Raw genomic sequence first — 19,057 nt, forward strand, 5'->3', positions numbered from 1 at the left:
TATTTTAAGAGAAAATCAGGAAGTGAGCTGTCAGAATTGCATAAAAAAACGCGCTCCGAAGAGCGCGCTTTTCATCACTGAAAAGTGTGGCTAATTACTTAGCAACGAACAGTGGTTTACCGGTCATGTCAGCTGGCGCTTCAACACCGGTCAGTGCCAGCATCGTTGGAGCCAAGTCAGACAGTTTACCGCCGTCAATCAGGTCGATGTCTTTGCTGCCCGCATAAATCAGTGGTACTGGCAGGTTAGTGTGCGCAGTGTGGATACCACCGGTTGTTGGGTCAACCATCATTTCTGCGTTACCGTGGTCAGCAGTGATCAGCAATTGACCATCAACTTCTTTGATTGCTTCAACAACACGGCCAATGCAGTGGTCGATAGCTTCAACGGCTTTAACTGCTGCATCGTAAACGCCAGTGTGGCCAACCATGTCACAGTTCGGGTAGTTACAGATGATTTGGTCAAACTTACCGCTCTTGATCGCTTCAACCAGCTTGTCAGTCAGCTCTTCAGAGCTCATTTCTGGCTGCAGGTCGTAAGTTGCGACTTTCGGAGAGGCAACCAGAGCACGGTCTTCGCCTTCGAATACGGACTCAACACCGCCATTAAAGAAGAAGGTCACGTGCGCATATTTTTCGGTTTCAGAAATACGCAGTTGGGTCTTACCTTGCTTAGACAGCCACTCACCCAGGGTGTTAACCAGGTTTTCTGAAGGGTAAGCACATGCGGTGTCGATGTCTGCCGCGTATTCCGTCAGCATCACGAATTCTGCCAGCTCAGCAACCTTGTTACGGGCGAAGCCGTCAAAACCAGGCATGAATGCGCGGGTGATTTGACGCGCGCGGTCAGCACGGAAGTTCATGAAGATCACTGCGTCGCCGTCGTTGAAAGACGCTACAGGCTGGCCTTCAGTGCGGATTTCAGATGCTTGAACAAATTCATCGTTTTCGTCACGTGCGTAAGCCGCTTCCAGTGCTTCTACTGCAGAGCCGTAAGTGAACGCGCCTTTTGCTTCAACCATCAGGTCGTAAGCTTTTTCTACGCGGTCCCAGTTGTTGTCACGGTCCATGGCGTAGTAACGACCTACGATAGATGCCGTGCGGCCTTTACCCAGTTTCGCGAACAAGGCATCGAAACGCTCCAGAGATGCTTTCGCGCTGCGAGGTGGGGTGTCACGACCGTCCAGGAAGCAGTGCAGGTAAACTTCTTCAGCACCACGCTGAACCGCCATTTCAACTGCCGCTGCAATATGGTCTTCATGGCTGTGAACGCCGCCTGGAGACATTAGGCCCATGATGTGAACTGCTTTGCCTGCTTTCGCTGCTTTGTCGATAGCACCGGTCAGTACAGGGTTATCGAAAAACTCACCATCTTGGATAGCTTTGGTGATTTTAGTCAGGTCCTGGTAAACGATGCGGCCTGCACCAATGTTGGTGTGGCCTACTTCTGAGTTACCCATTTGACCGTCTGGCAAACCAACATCCATGCCTGATGCAGAGATCAGGGTGCTGGTGCCCGCCATCAAGCCATCAAGAACAGGTGTATTCGCGTTTGCAACTGCGTTGTCGCTGTTGTCTTCGCGGTAACCCCATCCGTCCAGAATAACGAGTGCCAAAGGCTTCTTAGCAGACATACGGTGTCCTCTTTATGTCGATTTCATATTCGTGAATTAGCGTAACTTTACTACATTTTATTGGTTAAGCAGTAGGCAAACTTTTTCGCTAAATCTTCAACAAAAACTGTAATGGAGAGAGATAAGCCCCTATTTCACTGGCTTGACGCCGTGTCTTACCTTTTTGAGCAGGTCTCGAGAATGAAGCCAGCGGAATAAAATTTTGTAGTAAGTAAACAGATCAGTCGGTTAGCTAGTGTCGGAGAACAATCGAATTAGCCGAAAAACGGCCAAAAATCGCGTTCTCCCTATTTAGTAGTTATTGAGGCGAATGTGATCGATTTCAAGCTTTTTGATCCTGTTGTCAGTGAGCGGGGGCATGGAAATCCAAGCCCATGCTGTATTTGCACAGTTTGAAGGTTATACTCGGGGTCGATTTTTTGTGCCGACACTTAGTAGAAGCGAGCCATGCAGCAGTTTATTGAATTTGTACAAGCTAACTTGATCTTGTCCCTAGTGTGGGTGGGTCTGGTTGTTGCGCTGATCTTTTCAGTCATCAAACAGAAAACCGCACTTTATAAAATCATCACGCCAAGCGATGCAACCATCCTGGTTAACCGTGAAAAGGGTGTGTTTGTTGACGTTCGTAGCCGCGATGAGTATCGCGCGGGCCATATTGCGGGCGCACTTCACGTTTTGGCGAAAGACATCAAAGCGAACAATGCCGCTGAGATTGAAAAACACAAGTCTGACCCAATTATCTTGGTGTGTAAGACTGGTCAAACAGCAATCGAGAGTGCCAATGCTCTGGCAAAAGCAGGTTTCGAGAACGTGAACGTTCTGAAAGATGGCCTGATCTCGTGGAATGAGGCGAATCTGCCACTGATCCGCAGCAAGAAGAAAAAGTAACCACGCAACAGGTTCACTATTCTGAAGGCAGCTCAGTGAGCTGCCTGAATCGTTTTAAAATGCGTGAAAGCATTTGTTTAAATAACAAGGATTTATCACTATGGCTGAAGCAGCAACCAACCCACAAGCGCAACAGAACTTCGCGATTCAACGCATCTTCCTGAAAGATGTTTCTTTCGAAGCGCCTAACTCTCCAGAAGTGTTTCAGCAAGAGTGGAACCCAGATGTAAACCTGGACCTGGACACCCAAAGCCGTGAGCTGGGTGAAGGTGTTTACGAAGTGGTTTTGCGTTTGACTGTCACCGTGAAGAACGGCGACGAGAACGCATTCCTGTGTGAAGTTCAACAAGGTGGTATCTTCTCTGTAGACGGTATGGAAGCCCCTCAATTGGCACACTGTCTGGGTGCGTTCTGCCCGAACATTCTATTCCCATATGCGCGTGAAACGATTTCTAGCTTGGTAGTAAAAGGTACCTTCCCACAGCTGAACCTGGCGCCGGTTAACTTCGACGCACTGTTCATGAACTACCTGCAAAGCCAACAAGCGCAAGAAAAAGACGGCGCTGACGCGTAATAGTAATTTTAAGGTCGACACATGACAGATATCGCCAACGCCAATGTGGCAATGACCGTTCTGGGCGCAGGCTCTTACGGTACGTCTCTCGCAATCTCACTGGCTCGGAATGGCGCCAATGTGGTGTTGTGGGGGCATGAGCCTGAGCATATGGCGCAGCTCGAAATTGATCGCTCAAACGAAGCGTTTCTGCCGGGTGTCGCATTTCCCGACTCACTGATCCTGAGCGCCGATCTTGAAGAAGCGATTCAGGCCAGTCAGGACATTCTGGTGGTGGTGCCAAGCCATGTGTTTGGCGTGGTGCTGGCACAGGTAAAACCTTTCCTTCGTGATGACCAGCGTATTTGCTGGGCGACCAAAGGCCTTGAGCCAGAAACTGGTCGCCTGTTGCAAGACGTTGCGCGCGAGCAATTGGGTGAGAATATACCGCTGGCGGTGTTGTCTGGCCCAACGTTTGCCAAAGAGCTAGCGGCAGGCTTGCCTACCGCCATTTCCGTTGCCTCGCCAAATTCAGAGTTTTTGGCTGAGCTTCAGGAAAAAGTGCATTGTGCGCGCTCTTTCCGCGTTTACGCCAACAGCGACTTTATTGGTATGCAGCTTGGTGGCGCGGTGAAAAACGTCATTGCGATTGGCGCGGGGATGTCTGACGGCATTGGCTTTGGTGCCAACGCCCGCACAGCACTTATTACCCGTGGTTTGGCTGAGCTGACACGCCTTGGTGTGGCGCTGGGGGCAGAGCGCGAGACTTTCATGGGTATGGCGGGGTTGGGCGATCTGGTACTGACCTGTACCGACAACCAATCACGTAACCGCCGTTTTGGTCTGGCACTGGGTCAAGGTAAAGGCGTTGATGAAGCGCAGGATGAAATTGGTCAGGTGGTCGAAGGCTACCGTAATACCAAAGAAGTTCGTGCGCTGGCAAAGCGCACTGGCGTTGAAATGCCGATTGTTGAGCAGATTTTCCAGGTGCTGTATGAAGGCAAAGATGCCCGACAGGCAGCACAGGATTTGTTAGCACGTCAACGCACCTCTGAATGATTCTTCCGCTCAGTCGGGTCTAAGAAAACGCGGGGCTAAGGTCTCGCGTTTTTATTTTTGCGACAAACAGCAAGGAGAAGGCCAACCGAGCTGACAGACTGATTGGTAGTGTTGGGTTGTTTGACGTTCTATGTCACACTTAGGTCAATGTTTCGCCGAAATACCTCACGGAGAAAGAGGTGACGCAGAAACGCAAAGCAATGTTATGACAGCAGATATGGGTAAAAAGATGCAAAGGATGTGCGGTGAAGGCCGCGATAAAAAATGCCAGCAGGAAAAAGTCTGGAAGGCCATCAAGCTTGAGGCAAAAGAGCACTCGGAGCGTGAACCTATGCTCGCGAGTTTCTTCCACGCCACCATCATTAAGCATGACTCACTCGGCGGTGCGCTGAGCTATATTCTTGCCAACAAGCTCGCCACGCCTAGCATGCCTGCAATGGCTGTGCGTGAGGTCATCGAAGAGGCATATGCCGGTGACAAGCGTATTGTTGAATCAGCAGCCTGCGATATTTGTGCGACGGTAGAGCGCGACCCTGCGGTTGAGCTTTATTCTACGCCGTTGCTTTACCTAAAAGGCTTTCATGCACTGCAAGGGTTTCGCGTGGCTAACTGGCTGTGGCATCAAGGCCGCCGTGAATTAGCTGTGTACCTACAAAACCAGATTTCTGTGGCGTGCCAAGTGGATGTTCACCCGGCAGCGCGCATTGGCCGCGGTATCATGTTTGACCATGCGACGGGTATCGTTGTCGGTGAGACGGCTGTGATCGAAGACGATGTTTCCATCCTTCAGGACGTTACCTTAGGCGGTACAGGTAAAGAGTCTGGCGACCGTCACCCGAAAATCCGTACAGGTGTGATGATTGGTGCTGGGGCAAAAATCCTTGGCAACATTGAAGTGGGCGAGGGAGCCAAAGTGGCAGCATGCTCAGTGGTGCTTATCCATGTGCCACCGCATACCACGGCAGCCGGTGTACCTGCCAAGATTGTTGGGGCACCAAGTAGTGATAAGCCTTCTTTAGATATGGATCAGAAGTTTAGGTGCGGACAGAGTTTCGTTGAGGGTGATGGAATTTAAGCTTAAGCACTATCGGGCTTAGAGCACTAACAAACGATACAAAAACGGAGCCACTTGGCTCCGTTTCTTTTTCGACAACCGCTGGATTAGAACAGCTTGGTTGCTACGTCGTACAGATCCTGTCGGAATGGACGTCGCATGTTGTCGATAGCATCGATGATGTCGTGGTGAACCAGCTCTTCACGCTGAATACCCACACAACGGCCACCTTCGCCCTGCATCAGCAGGTCAACCGCATAAGCACCCATGCGGGATGCCAGGATACGGTCGAAAGCACGTGGCTGACCGCCGCGCTGGATGTGACCCAGAATGGTCGCACGTGTTTCACGGCCGGTTTCTGACTCAATGTAAGCTGCCAGCTCGTTAGTATCCGTCATCAGCTCAGTAATCGCGATGATGGCGTGCTTCTTACCTTTGTAGATACCTTCTTTGATCTTGGCAACCAGTTGCTCTTTATCCAGACCAATTTCAGGGGTGATTAGATACTCACAGCCGCCCGCAATCGACGCAGCCAGCGTCAGATCGCCACAGTGGCGGCCCATCACTTCTACGATAGAAATACGCTGGTGAGAAGAAGATGTGTCACGCAGACGGTCAATCGCTTCAACAACGGTGTTCAGTGCAGTCAGGTAGCCAATGGTGTAGTCAGTGCCCGGAATATCGTTGTCGATAGTGCCCGGCAGACCGATACATGGGAAGCCCATCTCAGTCAGCTTCTTCGCACCCATGTAAGAGCCGTCACCGCCGATCACAACCAGTGCGTCAATGCCGTGCATCTTCATGTTCTGGATTGCCTGCTCACGCACCTTCTCGTCTTTGAACTCAGGGAAGCGTGCAGAACCCAGGAAAGTACCGCCTTTGTTGATAATGTCTGAAACGCTGGTGCGGTTCAGTTTCTCGATGCGATTCTGATGCAGACCCTGATAGCCGTCGTAAATACCGTAAACTTCCAGACCTTCGCTCAGTGCGGCGCGAACAACGCCACGAATCGCTGCATTCATACCCGGGGCGTCACCGCCACTGGTCAAAACACCAATTTTACTAACCATGGTTACCCTCTGACTTTGGGAATTGAAATTTCAAATCCATTTACCGCATGTCGAAACTGGCATCCCACCCCAGCTTTCCGGTGAAAGTCTTAGCAGGTAACGCGGGTTTGCCCCAACACACGAGACGTGCCAGTTTAGCTTGCTGACCTCGCCTTTGAAACTGTAACTTTCCTACTTATGAAAGACTATTACAATTTTGCTAACGTTTTTCGTTGATAAATATCAGTAACCGTTGCAAATATTCGTGCGCTGGCGTGTATTAAATTTGTTCACGCGGTGATTTTCCTACGATTGAGACCGGATCCTGATGGATCAGGATATCTGCGCCAGGGTAGGCCACCTCCAGGCGGTCTTCTACCGCATCTGCGATACGGTGCGCATCAACCAGTTTGAGGTTGTCATCCAGCTCTAGATGAAGCTGGATAAAGCGCGTTGCACCTGCCTGACGCGTACGCAAATCGTGGACTCCTTCCACGCCTGGCACTGTCGATGCCAAGGTGTAAATCTTCTCCTGGTCTTCCACAGGAAGCTGGTGGTCAAGCAGTGACTGCACCGCTTCATACGCCATCCTAAAGGCACTGACCAGAATGAAAATACCGATACCAATGGCGAAAATTGCATCAGCCATAGGAAAGCCGTACCAGGCCAATCCCAGTGCCACGATAATGGCAATGTTCATGAAAAGGTCAGACTGATAGTGGAGGGAGTCCGCCGCAATCGCCTGGCTCCCCGTTTTACGAACGACCCATTTCTGGAACAGTACCAACCCGCCAGTAATAAGCGTTGCGATCACACTGATGAGTACCCCTGCTTCTGGATGATGCAAGTCGGTGGGCTTAAACAGGCGCTCGACGCCGTTTAGCAACAAGAAGCAGGCTGAGCCAACAATAAATGCTGATTGGGCGAGGGCGGCGAGAGACTCGGCTTTGCCATGTCCGAACCTGTGTTCCTCATCGGCAGGTTGTAGTGCATAACGCACCACCAGCAAGTTGGTGATCGAGGCAAGAAGATCAATCAAGGAGTCAACAAGGGATGCCAGTAAGCTGACCGAACCGGTGTACCACCAAGTGAAAAGCTTCATCAGAAGGAGGAAAGTGGCGGTAATGGTCGCCGCCCAGGCAGCGGCCTGAACGAGTCGGGCGTATCTTTCAGTCATGAGCACTATCAGCGTGATTTAAGTATGTGCAGTATAACGCTTTTCGCGACAAATTAACGCACCGCTTGAACGCTGAAAGAAAAGGCTCGAAACGCCGAATGCCGGCAAGCGCCGGCATTCAGGGGAACCTATTGGTGTGAAAGGGCAATTAGCCGCGTTTCTCCATGCGTTTTTGCATGCGCTCAGCCATTTTGTCCATGTTTTCTTTTACCTGAACTTTTTGCTCAGGGGTCAGAATGGTCATCATTTCGTGCTGGCCTTTCATCATGGCTACACGGCGCTCAACTTGTTGGTCGACCATCTTCTCTGCCAGCGCACGCACCGCTGCTTCGTCGAAGTTGTCTGCCAGCATCAGCGCTTGCATTTGTTGGCGGTCAGCCATCATCTGAGTGCGGAATTCGCCTTTGCTCGCCTTCATGTCTTCGCGTTTTTGCTCACGCAGTGTTTTGAGTTCTGCTTTTTGCTCATCGGTCAGGTCTACGCCACGCAGAAGGTGTTTACCCATCATTCCCTTACCGCCGTGCATACCTTCACCATCGTGATGTTTGCCGCCAAATGCCATGGCAGACATTGAGCCCATCATCAGAGGCAGGGCGATAACAGTTGCAGCAATACGTTTTGAAAATTTCATGGTGTTCTCTCCGGTTTTTGTTGTGTCGCTTGATGGGAGTAACTTTACCCACTGGGATGTAAACCGGTGTTCTGCCTACGTAAAGCAATGTAAAGGCGGGTAAACCTAAGACTTACACATGGAATCAGCTCGATGAATGGCAGATACTAGCCTTAACAAATCAGTATTGGGTACACACCATGGCAAACATTCTTCTTATTGATGACGACACAGAACTGACCAGCCTACTTCACGACTTGCTGGAGCTCGAAGGTTATCAGGTGGACATCGCCAATAACGGTCAGGAAGGTCTGGATAAGATCAGTGAAAGCACCGACTTGGTGCTGTTGGATGTGATGATGCCGGTATTGAACGGAATGGAAACTCTGCGCCGTCTTCGTGATACATGGGAAACTCCGGTATTAATGCTGACCGCTAAAGGTGAAGAGATTGACCGCGTGATGGGGTTGGAACTCGGCGCGGATGACTACCTCCCCAAACCTTTCTCTGATCGCGAGCTGCTTGCCCGCATGCGCGCTATCCTTCGTCGCACTGCGAAAAACGGTGATGAAAAGCGCGCAGATGACCCACAGGACAAGCTGGAATATCAGGATATCCTGATTTATCCGGGCAAGATGGAAGTGTACTGCCAGTCTCAGCTAATTGAGATGACAGGGACAGAAACGGCTTTACTGACTTATTTAGTCAAGCAGCCGGGTAATATAGTAGCGAAAGCTGACATCAGTCTGAATGTGCTTGGAAAGCGTCTCGCCCCATTTGATCGCGCCATCGATATGCATATTTCTAACATCCGTAAGAAATTACCTGAGCGTGAAGACGGTAAACCCCGCATTAAAACCTTGCGCGGCCGTGGCTATTTACTGGTGGAGGCCTAATGAAGCTGCCGACCATTAAAAGTCTTTATGGCCGTATCTTTGCCATTTTCTGGCTGACGCTTTTGTTGGTGTTGATTGCAGTATTGGCCGCACAAAACAGCGACCCACGCCAGCAACATACCTTGCCGACAGCGGTGAAGGCTGAGTTTGCACAGCTTTCAGAAAAAGTATCGACTGAGGTGTCCCGTATGCATGGGACACTGAAACAAAAGCTGATAAGGCTGCAAAAGAAACAACCAGACCGTAAGCCCGTGAAGTTTTACTTCACCACACTTGATGGCGAATTATTGGAAAGAGGTCATCATGGTGGCAGCAGGATGCTGAAAAACTTCACATCGCTGGCTGACGACCCAGAAGACCCGATGCAACGCCTTTATGGAAAGTGGATGCTGGCAGGCCCTTTTTTGATTGATGATGGCAGCGAACAGGCGTTGATGTATGTCGGTAAGCTCTGGCGTGATAAACCGCCGTTTTACGTACAAATCCTCGACAGACCATTTCAATTGCTTCTGGTAACCATGGTGGTGAGTACACCACTACTTCTATGGTTGGCCTGGGCAGTGACCCGACCCGCGCGCCGCTTACAGGCAGCGGCTGAACGTGTAGGTGAAGGGCGATTTGAAACTGACCCGTCCCTTGAAAAAGGGCCACGCGAGTTCGTGCAGGCCGGTGCAAGCTTCAATCAAATGGTGACAGCACTGAATCAAATGATCAGTGGGCAGCAGCGATTACTATCAGATATCTCCCATGAGCTACGCTCTCCTCTGACCCGACTGCGAATGGCCAATGCACTTGCGATTCGAAAGCAGGGCGAAAGCACGGATTTAACGCGTATTGATACCGAAGCCGAACGTATGGAGCAGATGATCGCTGACTTGCTTTCGCTGTCCCGTATGCAGCTCAACAGCCATGCCGAACGGGAAGAATTTACCCTTAAGGAGCTTTGGGAAACCTTGTTGCAGGACGCTGAATTTGAGGCAGGGGAGAGTGGAAAAATACTGGTGTACAACACGATTCCTGAGGCGAAAATTGAAGGCAATGGAAACCTCTTGTGCAGCGCATTGGAAAATGTGGTGCGTAACGCCATCAAATACGCGGACGCCAAAGTGGATGTGGTGTTTTCTCTCTCTGGCCGTGAGTTAACGGTAAAGGTCAGTGATGATGGTGAAGGCGTACCCGAAGAAATGTTGGATGACATTTTCCGTCCGTTTTACCGGGTCTCGACGGCGCGTGACAGACAAAGCGGCGGTACTGGATTAGGGCTTGCAATCACAGACAGTGCAATGCGTCAGCACAACGGCAGTGCAAAAGCGACGCTGAACAGCCTAGGCGGTTTGACTGTTTGCTTAACACTGAAGGCGTTTCACTGATACCTTAGTCAGCAAAATTTACGATAAACCTCTCATATTTGAAACGATTTGCTAACATTATTGATAAGTTTGATGGAGAGAGGTCGCCTCTCTCCCTACCTATGCAGTTGAAGGCTTAGCGGAGAGGCTACTCATGTCAGCAAACAAAATGACGATTAAACAGCGTCTAACTATGTTCGTCGCTCTAGTGTGCGGAATACAAATTCTTGTTGGGGCTTTTGTTTTCTATAAATTGGCTTACATTGAAAGCCATGTTCAAGGGGTTGCACATATAGATATTCCTGTACTTGAATCCCTCAGTAAGGCAACTGAGCATCAAGTCGAGCAACGTGTCCATTACAACAAAGCCTTCAGATACGCGCTTGAGATCGGCAAGGAACCCAATGCGCAGGAAAACTACGACAAAGAAAAAGCCTATTTTTATGATTTAGGAGCGAAAGTCGGAGAAGACTGGACAAAAATCGAAACGCTGTTGGCCGATGGTGCCGCCAACGGTACCGCTGAAGAGCAAGTTGCATTCGCCGGAGCGAGCGTCAAACTCGCCGATGTAGAAGCTTTACATTCCAAGTGGATGATTCACGTCGAAGACGTATTTAAAGAGCTTGATGGGCGCCATTACCACGAAGCGGAAGTCCTTGATGTGGTGGTGGGTGAGGAAGCAGAGACAACCACAAAAATGGTCGACAGCTTGTTGACTGACGTGGGGAAGTTCACTGAAGCCGCTGTTATCGATATTGAAGAAAAGGCTGTTGTCTTAGAGTTCGTTGTCATCGCTTCTGTGATTGTTGCGCTGATAGTCGCCATTATCATGTCTAAGATGATTCTCAACCGGATTTATGAAGGCTTGAATAAGGTATCTGCGGCACTTTCTGTACAAGCAGATGGTGATTTCAGCAAACCCACCGTGGTGGATGAGCCCGGCATTATCGGCGAGTTGCAGAAGAACCTCGAAGGTACCCGTCAAAGCACCAATGGCATGATTGCCAAAGTCGCGCAGGAAGTTTCTGATGCAGTAAATCTGTTGGATGAGGCGGCACAGGCTGTGAAGCGAAACTCCGATGCGCAAAGCGGAGAGATCTTGCAAGTCGCTACAGCAGTCAACGAAATGTCAGCGACGGCGCAGGAAATTGCCAACAACGCCACTCAAACTCAGCAAGCAACAGAAGAAGCCTCGGGCAAATCATCTGAATGTATGCGCATCAATGATGAAGCGGTCAGCCAAACCCAGCAACTGATTGAAAGTCTGACGCAAAGCAGTGCGGCGCTGACAGAGCTGGAGAAAAACAGTGCCAATATCACCTCTGTTTTGGACGTGATTAAAGGAATTGCCGAGCAAACTAACTTGTTGGCGCTGAACGCAGCCATTGAGGCGGCGCGTGCCGGTGAACAAGGGCGTGGTTTTGCTGTTGTGGCAGACGAAGTACGAAGCCTTGCACAGCGTACCCATGATTCGACATCAGAGATTGAAACCATGATTGCCCAGCTCACCAGCGTGACCAAAGAGGCTGTGGACACCATGCAGCAAAGCTGCGAAATGGGTGACAAAACCATCGAACTCTCTCACCAATCAGCAGATTTCCTGAACCAATCTAGTGAGGCGACGTCCCGCGTTACTGACATGAATCTTCAGGTTGCCAGTGCCGCAGATGAACAAAACGGGGTGGTGGAGGAAGTTAACGTGAACGTCACCAAGATAAGCGAAATGGCCAATGAAAGTGCTCATCAGGTAGCAGGATTGGTCAATGCTACGGACAAGCTTAATGTGATTGCGAAAAACCTGCGTGTCTCGGTAGGTATGGCTTCGTGATAACCACGGAGATGAAATAAAAAAGCAGGCCAAGGCCTGCTTTCTTTTTTTAGAGCCCGCCCTCAAAGCCAAGCTGGCGCCATGCTTCATAGCAAATCACCGATACCGAATTTGCCAGATTCAAGCTGCGGCTGTCCGGCACCATAGGAACGCGGATACGGTGATCTGGGGAAAAAGCATTGCGGACATCATCTGGCAGGCCGCTTGTCTCAGATCCAAACAGAAACACGTCGTCTGCTTGATAGTTTACGTCAGAATGTGGGCGGCTGCCTTTCGTCGTGCAGGCAAAAATACGGCGCTCGCCCATGGCTTTCAGAAAGGTCGCGTAGTCAGGATAACGGGTGACATTGGTCAGGTCGTGATAATCGAGCCCAGCACGGCGCAGTTTCTTCTCTTCGAAGTTAAAACCCAGTGGTTCAATCAAATGGAGTTTGCAGCCTGTGTTAGCCGCGAGACGAATGATGTTGCCGGTGTTCGGGGCAATCTGGGGTTCATGAAGCGCAATGTGAAACATGGAAGCAGGCTCGTCATCAAAAGAAAAACGCAGTATAGCGGGCGAGAAAAGTCGGATAAAGAAACAAAAAAGGAGAAGCCTTGCTTCTCCTTTCGGTTCAGAACGGGTCTGAATTACGCTTTTGCTACCGCCGCTGCTTTTGCGATAGCTGCAAAGCTTTCTGCGTTCAGTGCTGCGCCACCAACCAGTGCACCGTCGATGTCTGGTTGAGCGAAGTACGCTTCTGCGTTCTCAGGCTTAACAGAACCGCCGTATTGGATAACAACGTTCTTCGCCACTTCTTCGCTCTTCGCTGCGATGTGCGCGCGGATTTCAGCGTGGATGCGTTGTGCATCTTCAGCAGTCGCTGCTTTACCGGTACCGATTGCCCAGATTGGTTCGTACGCGATAACAGCGCCGTTCAGTGCTTCAACACCTTGAGTGTTGATCACAGCGTCAAGTTGACGTGCACACACTGCAACGGTTTCGCCAGCTTCGTTTTGTGCTTCAGATTCACCGATACACAGAACAGGAACCAGACCGTGTTCTTTCAGGAATGCAAATTTCTTCGCTACGTACTCGTCAGATTCTGCGTGGTAATCACGACGCTCTGAGTGACCGATGATGATGTGAGTTGCACCGAAGTCTTTCAGCATTTCCGGAGAAATGTCGCCAGTGAACGCGCCGCTAGCGTTAACGTCAACGTTCTGAGAGCCCAGCAGGATTTTGCTTTCTGCTTTGCCCAGCAGCTGCTCTGCCAGATCTAGGTACATCACTGGTGGTGCAATTGCTGCGTCAACACCTTCAACGCCAGCAAGTTGTGCGTCCAGACCTTTGATCAGATCTGCTACCATGGCTTTACTGCCGTTCAGTTTCCAGTTACCCATTACCAATGGACGGCGCATAGGGAATTCCTCCGTAATCCAATTATCGAAATTCAGTTTCGGCAACGATAACAGCAGCGCTGTCAGCGTTTCCTGTCCAAAATCATAAATGCCATCGTTTGTACTCGTTTTGCGCGCAAATGTGAACCTTTGAGTAACAAAATTTCGTTATAAATTTTCGGATTAGCACTTGCGAGTGAAAGATGGCGTGGTGTGATCTGAGGAGAATATTCTTCTCTTTAGTAACAATCGCCCTAAATGCTGCGGTAGAGTGGCTCATTATCGTAACAAGGAGTGAGTTATGCCCCATATTGTCATGGAGTACAGTGATCCGGTTTCAGAGCGGGTCAGCGTTGGCCAGCTCTTGGAAGATCTGCATCAGACAGCGATTGGCAGCGGTATTTTCGATGTCAGTGACGTTAAGTCACGAGCCTATGCCTGCCATGATTGGTTGGTTGCGGATAAGGATGATCAGGAAAACTTCATCCACGTCACCTTGTGGCTGTTAGATGGACGTGATGAAGAGCAAAAGAGAAACCTCAGCCATGCATTTATAGACGTGATGCAACAGCATGCGCCGGAAGTGGCAAGTCTAAGTGTGGATGTCAGGGATATGGACAGGCGCTGGTACGCGAAGGTAAAACGCTAGAAAGAAGGCCAAAAAGGGTGGCGGTGGCGAACCACCGCTCAAAAACTGAGTTAGCCTTCAATCGCAACGGTTGCTTCGTTACGTTTCGGGTGCAATGTAGTGACGGTTGCGCTTCGCTCAGTTAAAGCTTGTGGGTTATTGATGGCGGTTGAGAAGCGGTCAAACTGACGCATCAACTCTTTCATCAACAACGCATTCACATGGTTTGGGTTTTTCCCTGATGAGATTACTCGGTTGATGTGGCTCATCTGTGCACGTAGCTTTGGCTGCATACTCTCGCTGGCGCTCTCGATGATCTCTTCGCTCATTTCAATCCTCAGCGCTTCCAGTGCTTGCGGATCGTTTTCTGCTAACGCTTTTAATTCGTCAAATGAAGGCAACGTTTTCATGGCATTACTCCTCTGGCTGCGCATGACTTGCCTTAGACTATACGGTTAAAAAATGAGCAATCAATCACACCTATGACTCACAGGTGAGACAATGGCTGTTAATGATTCGGGTGTGTTTTGAGTCTGATACAGGTAATTGATTGATTGCGACCAAAAACACGACATACGGTATTTTTGGGTCTCAATAATAAGAATGAGTGTGAAAGTTAGTGATTTTTTCTTTGAGAGGGAAAAACAGACGTTTTCCCCTCAAAAATAGGCAGGATAAGTAGTCAGTTTCACCAATATTGTTCGGTGGTAATGTTACCAGGCTTACGGCGGAGGTTCTTCTCTAACCCTTTTTCTATCAAGATTGCGCGAACATCTTTAACCATCTGAGGGTTACCGCAAAGCATCACCTGACTCTTCTCTTGGGTTATATTCAGCCCGACAACCCGCTCTAGCAGACCATCTTCGAGCGCGTGTGTAATGCGTCCGGACAGTGCACCAGCCTTAGGCTCACGGCTGACGAAAGGTTGTACGATGATTTGATCGCTGCGTTTTTGCTTGAGCTCGTTAATTTCTGCTTGATAGCTAAGATCAGCAGAAAAACGTACTGCATGTACCAACACAACTTTTCGAAAACGTTGCCAAACTTCGTCTTCTTGCAAAATAGACAAGAAGGGACCAATAGCGGTGCCAGTGGACAACATCCATAAATCTTCGCCTTCAGGAATTTCCTCCAATGTGAAAAATCCGCTGGCTTCCTGAGTGATCAACACCGAATCACCGGTTTCCAGTTCATGTAAGCGGGGAGAGAGCAAACCGTCCGCCACGCGTGTGGCGTAAATTTCAGTATATTTGCTGTTAGGAGGATTAACAAAAGAGTAAGCGCGTTGAATAATTTTGCCGTCAATTTCCAAACCGAGCTTAGTAAATTGCCCTGCGGTAAAGGGAGAGACATTGGCGTCGAGGACGAGGCTGAACAGATCTTTACTCCAGCGACGATTTTCAATAACTTCCGCTTTGATCCAAGTAGCCATGCAACCCCCTCATTAAAATTTAGTTTTCTGTGCGCATTACTCTCGTGCTTGAACTTTATATGTACAACGACGCTGCCCTTCTATGATGTGCTCTTCGCGCGTGACCTGATACTCGTTACCCAGTACGGTTCGGAAGATATTCTTTTCTGATTTACACAATGCCGGACAACGCTTGGCGGCCTGGCAGATAGGACAGTGGTTTTCGATTAACAAGAAACCGTCATCGATTTCCTGCAGCTCGGCCATGTAACCTTCGCTCTCTCTAAGATACGCCAAGGTTTCAAGTTTAGCCTTTAAATTGTGGCAATCTTTGAGCGCGTCGCGGTAATGCTGCAACGTTTTTTCTTCCCGTTGCTGAATGACTTTCTTAAGGCCTGCTTCGCCAAACAAAGACTCTACTGAGTCGATCACTGAAATAGCGAGATCGCCGTGACTATCGGCAAAGCGGCGATGACCTTCTGCAGTCAGCGACCAATGGCGGGTTGGGCGGCCGACTTTGACGCGAATATCACTAAAATCCAACAGGCCTTCGTCTTCCATGGCCTGAAGGTGCTGGCGGATGCCCATGGTGGTTAAGCCCATTTCATCTGCCAACACTCGCGCACTCACTGCGCCTTCACGTTTTATCTTGTGCAGGATTTTATCGACTGTTTTCATCGCATCTTCGTCACTGATTTGGATACTTCATTATGCGGGGATGTGGGTAAATAAAGCAATGTCTTTACTTATTTAATGCTAGTTCATTGAGGCAAGAGCCCCTATTTCAGTGACGGAAACTCAAACGGCGCTGTTTCGTGTCGTCAAAGTGAGATGTACTGTCACATCCTTAAAAATCACGCTTGAAAGTCAACTGATCGCATAGGGTAGCGGTACGAAGGTGTCTTTCCCTGTCTAGACTCTCCCGATGTTTTGAGAATCAGGTTATCTGTTCTCAGCTTTTGGCGGTCGGAGGAGGTCGCATGACGGAGCAAAAAAAATTCCCTATTAAAAATCTCGTCATTCTGGCTGGAGTTGCGGCGATACTGGTAATTGCAGCCTATTTCTACATTCGCCATCAAGAGCAGTATCCCAGCACTGATGATGCCTATGTGCATGGACACATTCTTTATATCGCGCCTCAAATAAGTGGCCAACTGACGGAAGTCAACGTGGTCGATTTTGACCATGTCGATAAGGGGCAGGTGATTGCCCGCATCAACCCTGCGCCCTATCAAGCCAGAGTCGAGCAGGCGAAGGCTGGATACGAAAACGCAGTGGCAGCTAACAAAGCAACCAGCGATGCGATTGTCGGTGCGAGTGCGCAAATCCAATCTGCCTCGGCACAGCTGAATGATGTTGAGGAGAAATATCGCCGCAATATGGCGCTGGTGGAGCGTGGCGTGCTACCAAAACAGTCCGGTGATGATTTAAAAGCGGAACTGGCAGCGGCGAAAAACAACCTCGATGCCGCGCGGGCGAGAATGTCACAGTTGATTAGTGAGCAGGGCGCATCCGGCACCGAGGCTCCTGCTGTTCGTCAAGCTGCGGCAGCTTTATCGGAAGCCTCGCTGAATCTCTCCTATACCACAATTATTGCGCCGACTTCCGGCACGCTGGGGGATGTGAAAGTGCGTCCGGGCAGTGTGGTTGCGCCGGGACAGTCCTTAATGCCGATGATTGAGGATAACTCCTTCTGGGTGGAGGCCAATTACAAAGAAGATGCGCTGGGTTATATCCAACCTGATATGACGGCCACGATCGTGTTGGATATGTACTCTGATGTGACCTTTAAAGGCGTGGTGCAGGCGATTTCGCCGGCAAGTGGTACCTCTTTTTCCTTGTTGCCGCCGGAAAATGCCACCGGTAACTGGGTGAAAGTGCCGCAACGATTTCCGGTGAGATTGACCATCACGAGAGAGGCTGACGAGCCACCACTGCGGGTTGGGGCAAGCGCGATAGTAACCATTGATACCCTTGCAAAGGCGAAAGCCAATGACAGCCAACAGTGATATTTCTCCACAGCCGATGGAGGCCGGCAGTGCGAGGTTGATGGTCACTTTGGCGGTAATGCTCTCCGCCATCATGGTATTGCTGGACATGACTATCGCCAATGTGTCGCTGCCGCATATGATGGGCGCGCTGGGTGTGACCTCTGAGCAGGTAACCTGGGTGTTGACCTCTTATTCCATGGCAGAAGCGATATGCATTCCGCTGGCGAGCTATCTCAGCCTGAAATTTGGTGTGCGTAAGCTGCTTTTGGTATCGGTGGCGGGCTTCATCACCACATCGGCGCTTTGCGGCCAGGCGGACACCCTGACGGAAATGATCATTTTCCGCATCATGCAGGGCGCGTTTGGGGCAGCCGTCATCCCGCTATCTCAATCCATCATGGTCCAGATCTATCCTAAGGAAGAGCGTGGTAAAGCGATGGCGCTCTTTTCTGTCGGCGTTTTATTAGGTCCCATTCTTGGCCCAACCGTCGGTGGCTTGATCACCGAGAACATGGACTGGCGCTGGATTTTCTACGTAAACGTGCCTGTTGGGGCTTTGTGCCTGTCATTGCTGTATTTTTTTGTACACCTGGATGGCCGGGGTAAAACTACTGTCGACTGGCCGTTGGTATTTGGCATGGCCATCGGTATTGGGCTTTTGCAGATGGTGCTTGAGCGCGGTAATGAGGATGGCTGGTTTAGTTCAAACACGATCTTGTTCTCTTTGGTCATTGCTGTACTGGCCTGGGCGTTTTTCCTGATACGCTCGTTCCGCACCAAAGGCGAAATCGCGCCAATGTGGCTACTCAAAGACAGGAACCTATTGCTGTCTTGTATTGTGATGACGGGTTTTTCGATGGGCATGTTCGGTATCACCCAACTGCAGCCGATGATGCTTGAGCAACTGTTGAATTACCCAGTGGATACCACGGGCTTTGTGATGGCGCCGCGGGGGCTTGCATCCGCCATTGTGCTGCTCTCTATCTCCCGGATTATCGACCGTTTGGATCCGCGAATGCTGATAGTGATTGGACTGGTTCTGAATGGTATCGGCAGCTTTATGATGATGCGCTACTCACTTGATATCGATATTTATTGGGTGCTGCTGCCAAGCATTATTCAGGGGGCTGGAATGGGCTTGGTATTTGCGCCACTGAGCCAACTGGCATACGCGACACTCGCGCCAAATCATGCGGTGGGCGGGGCGGTGGTGTTTAATCTTTGCCGTACTTTGGGTGGTTCATTCGGTATCTCTATCGTGAACACGTATTTCAGCCGTATCCAGCAAAAAGAGTGGAACTCTCTGGGTGGTGGGATCACGCCCGAAAACCCGGTGGTTCAGCAATTTGCGGCCGCGCAGGGACAGTCGGTCACGGATCCGGGGTTTATTGCGACGGTGACCAATATGCTTCACCAGCAATCGACGTTGCTCGCGTTCGTTTACACCTTCGGATTTATCATGGTGTCGTACTTCTTTTTAGTGCCTTTATTGGCGCTGTTCAAAAAAGGCGAGAAACGGGAAGGTGGTTTGCCGGGCGGCCATTGAGTCCTCTG

Annotated in this window: 19 protein-coding genes; 10 read left to right on the forward strand and 9 right to left on the reverse strand. The window is 50.1% G+C overall.

Annotated elements, in window-relative coordinates; genetic code table 11:
* Positions 1-94: 94 nt before the first annotated feature.
* Positions 95-1,633 carry a 2,3-bisphosphoglycerate-independent phosphoglycerate mutase gene (gene gpmM, locus K6Q96_RS00750; protein WP_251877087.1) on the reverse strand — a complete coding sequence of 513 codons (1,539 nt, stop codon included), beginning with the start codon at positions 1,631-1,633 and terminating at the stop codon, positions 95-97.
* Positions 1,634-2,080: 447 nt separating this feature from the next.
* Here gpmM and K6Q96_RS00755 point away from each other — a divergent pair, with 447 nt between their 5' ends.
* From K6Q96_RS00755 to cysE, 4 genes are all read left to right on the forward strand, one after another.
* On the forward strand, positions 2,081-2,521 hold the full coding sequence (locus K6Q96_RS00755; RefSeq protein WP_251877089.1) for a rhodanese-like domain-containing protein: 441 nt from the start codon (positions 2,081-2,083) through the stop codon (positions 2,519-2,521).
* Positions 2,522-2,621: 100 nt separating this feature from the next.
* On the forward strand, positions 2,622-3,095 hold the full coding sequence (secB, locus tag K6Q96_RS00760; RefSeq protein WP_002535289.1) for a protein-export chaperone SecB: 474 nt from the start codon (positions 2,622-2,624) through the stop codon (positions 3,093-3,095).
* A gap of 21 nt (positions 3,096-3,116) precedes the next feature.
* Entirely contained in the window at positions 3,117-4,133 is a 1,017-nt protein-coding gene (gene gpsA, locus K6Q96_RS00765; protein WP_251877091.1) for an NAD(P)H-dependent glycerol-3-phosphate dehydrogenase, read from the forward strand.
* Positions 4,134-4,362: 229 nt separating this feature from the next.
* Positions 4,363-5,208 carry a serine O-acetyltransferase gene (cysE, locus tag K6Q96_RS00770; RefSeq protein WP_251879545.1) on the forward strand — a complete coding sequence of 282 codons (846 nt, stop codon included), beginning with the start codon at positions 4,363-4,365 and terminating at the stop codon, positions 5,206-5,208.
* An 86-nt stretch (positions 5,209-5,294) separates the two neighbouring features.
* Here the strand turns inward: cysE and pfkA are convergent, their stop codons facing one another.
* The 3 genes from pfkA to K6Q96_RS00785 form a co-directional block, all read right to left on the reverse strand.
* Entirely contained in the window at positions 5,295-6,257 is a 963-nt protein-coding gene (gene pfkA / locus K6Q96_RS00775; protein WP_062666949.1) for a 6-phosphofructokinase, read from the reverse strand.
* 259 nt (positions 6,258-6,516) lie between these two features.
* Positions 6,517-7,413, reverse strand: coding sequence for a CDF family cation-efflux transporter FieF (fieF, locus tag K6Q96_RS00780; RefSeq protein WP_251877093.1), 897 nt, complete (start codon positions 7,411-7,413; stop codon positions 6,517-6,519).
* A gap of 148 nt (positions 7,414-7,561) precedes the next feature.
* Entirely contained in the window at positions 7,562-8,044 is a 483-nt protein-coding gene (locus K6Q96_RS00785) for a CpxP family protein (RefSeq protein WP_062666953.1), read from the reverse strand.
* Positions 8,045-8,223: 179 nt separating this feature from the next.
* Between K6Q96_RS00785 and K6Q96_RS00790 the strand changes: the two genes are divergently transcribed.
* The 3 genes from K6Q96_RS00790 (at position 8,224) to K6Q96_RS00800 (ending at position 12,096) form a co-directional block, all read left to right on the forward strand.
* Positions 8,224-8,919, forward strand: coding sequence for a response regulator (locus K6Q96_RS00790; RefSeq protein ID WP_251877095.1), 696 nt, complete (start codon positions 8,224-8,226; stop codon positions 8,917-8,919).
* Complete coding sequence (gene cpxA / locus K6Q96_RS00795; RefSeq protein ID WP_251877097.1) at positions 8,919-10,289, forward strand: envelope stress sensor histidine kinase CpxA; 1,371 nt, start codon at positions 8,919-8,921, stop codon at positions 10,287-10,289. The genes K6Q96_RS00790 and cpxA overlap by 1 nt, the downstream gene beginning before the upstream one ends.
* Before the next feature lie 133 nt (positions 10,290-10,422).
* Positions 10,423-12,096 (forward strand): methyl-accepting chemotaxis protein, encoded by a 1,674-nt coding sequence (locus K6Q96_RS00800; protein ID WP_251877099.1) that lies wholly within the window; start codon positions 10,423-10,425, stop codon positions 12,094-12,096.
* Positions 12,097-12,145: 49 nt separating this feature from the next.
* Here K6Q96_RS00800 and K6Q96_RS00805 read toward each other — a convergent pair whose 3' ends face one another.
* Complete coding sequence (locus K6Q96_RS00805; RefSeq protein ID WP_251877100.1) at positions 12,146-12,610, reverse strand: tRNA (cytidine(34)-2'-O)-methyltransferase; 465 nt, start codon at positions 12,608-12,610, stop codon at positions 12,146-12,148.
* A gap of 113 nt (positions 12,611-12,723) precedes the next feature.
* Positions 12,724-13,494 (reverse strand): triose-phosphate isomerase, encoded by a 771-nt coding sequence (gene tpiA, locus K6Q96_RS00810; RefSeq protein WP_251877102.1) that lies wholly within the window; start codon positions 13,492-13,494, stop codon positions 12,724-12,726.
* Between the two features lie 280 nt (positions 13,495-13,774).
* Here tpiA and K6Q96_RS00815 point away from each other — a divergent pair, with 280 nt between their 5' ends.
* Positions 13,775-14,122 (forward strand): 5-carboxymethyl-2-hydroxymuconate Delta-isomerase, encoded by a 348-nt coding sequence (locus tag K6Q96_RS00815; RefSeq protein ID WP_251877104.1) that lies wholly within the window; start codon positions 13,775-13,777, stop codon positions 14,120-14,122.
* 50 nt (positions 14,123-14,172) lie between these two features.
* On the opposite strand, the gene K6Q96_RS00820 is transcribed toward K6Q96_RS00815, so the two are convergent.
* The 3 genes from K6Q96_RS00820 to K6Q96_RS00830 all read right to left on the reverse strand — a co-directional run bounded on the left by K6Q96_RS00820 (position 14,173) and on the right by K6Q96_RS00830 (position 16,190).
* Positions 14,173-14,511 carry a DUF3135 domain-containing protein gene (locus K6Q96_RS00820; RefSeq protein WP_251877106.1) on the reverse strand — a complete coding sequence of 113 codons (339 nt, stop codon included), beginning with the start codon at positions 14,509-14,511 and terminating at the stop codon, positions 14,173-14,175.
* Between the two features lie 278 nt (positions 14,512-14,789).
* Complete coding sequence (locus K6Q96_RS00825; protein WP_251877108.1) at positions 14,790-15,533, reverse strand: ferredoxin--NADP reductase; 744 nt, start codon at positions 15,531-15,533, stop codon at positions 14,790-14,792.
* A gap of 36 nt (positions 15,534-15,569) precedes the next feature.
* Complete coding sequence (locus tag K6Q96_RS00830) at positions 15,570-16,190, reverse strand: helix-turn-helix transcriptional regulator (protein WP_251877110.1); 621 nt, start codon at positions 16,188-16,190, stop codon at positions 15,570-15,572.
* A 302-nt stretch (positions 16,191-16,492) separates the two neighbouring features.
* On the opposite strand from K6Q96_RS00830, the gene K6Q96_RS00835 reads away from it, so the two are divergent.
* Positions 16,493-17,521 carry an HlyD family secretion protein gene (locus K6Q96_RS00835; RefSeq protein WP_251877112.1) on the forward strand — a complete coding sequence of 343 codons (1,029 nt, stop codon included), beginning with the start codon at positions 16,493-16,495 and terminating at the stop codon, positions 17,519-17,521.
* Entirely contained in the window at positions 17,505-19,049 is a 1,545-nt protein-coding gene (locus K6Q96_RS00840; protein WP_251877114.1) for a DHA2 family efflux MFS transporter permease subunit, read from the forward strand. Before K6Q96_RS00835 ends, K6Q96_RS00840 begins: the two co-directional genes overlap by 17 nt.
* The last annotated feature ends 8 nt before the right edge of the window (positions 19,050-19,057 follow it).

Source organism: Grimontia kaedaensis, from assembly GCF_023746615.1.
GTDB classification, from domain to species: Bacteria; Pseudomonadota; Gammaproteobacteria; order Enterobacterales; family Vibrionaceae; genus Enterovibrio; species Enterovibrio kaedaensis.